Below are 522 nucleotides of genomic sequence, written 5' to 3' on the forward strand. Positions count from 1 at the left end.
CTACCACGACCGTCACCGTGAGCGATACCGTCGACACTGTGAAGGCCGAGCTGAGCATCTCGCCGAACCCGGCAGTGGAAGGCCAGGCGGTGACCTACACCATCACCCTGACCGGTCCTGCCGGTGCTGACCTGACCCAGCATGGCGGCCTGGATATCGAGCTGAGCAACGGTAAGGTGGTCCACATCGCAGCCGGGCAGATCAGTGGCTCGCAGTCGGGCGTCCTGGCGGACAACGTGTATATCGGCAGCAGTGCCCCAAGCATCGCCATCAACAGTATCACCGAGCAAGGTACAGGCAAGCAGGTCTTTGAAAACCTGATCAAAGGCGACCCGGTGACCCTGCAGATCACCGACGAGCCGGGCACCCCCGGTAATCCTGGCGCCCCGGGCACGCCGAATGGCGGCGATGCAGTGACGCTGACCCTGACCGGCAATGCCGTGCAGGAAGGGGGGCAGACCACTATTACCGGTACCCTGAGCCACCCAGCGGGCCAGGCCTTCACCGTCACCCTGAGCAACG

1 protein-coding gene is annotated in these 522 nt (G+C 64.0%); it reads left to right on the forward strand.

Features of this window, described 5'->3' with window-relative positions:
* Positions 1-17: 17 nt before the first annotated feature.
* Positions 18-522 (forward strand): immunoglobulin-like domain-containing protein (locus J5M58_RS26160; RefSeq protein ID WP_207880235.1); only part of this gene is annotated, 505 nt, incomplete at its 3' end.

The organism is Pseudomonas sp. 32_A, from assembly GCF_017490905.1.
Taxonomy (GTDB): domain Bacteria; phylum Pseudomonadota; class Gammaproteobacteria; order Pseudomonadales; family Pseudomonadaceae; genus Aquipseudomonas; species Aquipseudomonas inefficax.